Source organism: Nocardia vaccinii NBRC 15922, from assembly GCF_001613305.1.
GTDB lineage: Bacteria > Actinomycetota > Actinomycetes > Mycobacteriales > Mycobacteriaceae > Nocardia > Nocardia vaccinii.
Window position 1 is genome coordinate 1 of sequence record NZ_BDCC01000139.1, and the last position, 749, is coordinate 749.

Annotated in this window: 1 pseudogene; it reads right to left on the reverse strand. The window is 65.6% G+C overall.

Annotated features, from left to right (window positions below):
• Nucleotides 1–689: pseudogene (locus NV1_RS46275) on the reverse strand (IS5 family transposase); the annotation flags it as partial.
• Nucleotides 690–749 lie beyond the last annotated feature (60 nt).

The window sequence follows — 749 nt, forward strand, 5'->3', positions numbered from 1 at the left end:
ATCGTCCTTTCTATCACCCACCTGTGACGGCCGAGCCGTTCCGAGGATTCGATGCCCTTGCGAGCGATGCGAACGCCGATGCCGCGGACTTGTACCCATCGGCGCAGTTCAGCGGCATCGTACGCCTTGTCCGCGTGCAGCTTGCCCGGCTTGCGCCGGCGCGGACCACGCCGCGACCGCACGGCGGGCATCGCCTTCACGAGCGGTTTGAGTGCTTCTGCGTCGTTGGTGTTGGCCGCCGAAACGCCCACGGACAGAGGAATTCCCGCCAGATCGGACAGCACGTGGCTTCGAGCCCGCCTTGCCTCGATCGACCGGGCTCGGCCCGGTCAGAGGTCCCCCTTTTTCGCTCGCACCGACGCCGCGTCGATCACCGCGCGCGACCAGTCGATCAAGCCTTTGCTACCCACCTCATCGAGCACAGCACGGTGTAATCGCCGCCAGAGCCCGGCCTGGGTCCAAGCGCTGAACCGGCGATGCGCGGTCGGGACCGTGACACCGAACGATGGCGGCAGCATCCGCCACGCACACCCGCTGGTCAGCACGAACACCACAGCAGTGAACACGGCACGCTCGTTGGTCGGCGCGGTGCCGCCGCCTTGCGGTCGCGGGGTGAACTCCGGTAGCAGCGGCTCCGCCAGGGCCCATAGTTCGTCCGGGACAAGACGTTTGGACAATTCATCGACCACAAGTCGAACATCATGCAGCACAACCGGATCCGATGCAGCAGAACCGAATCACAACCACGT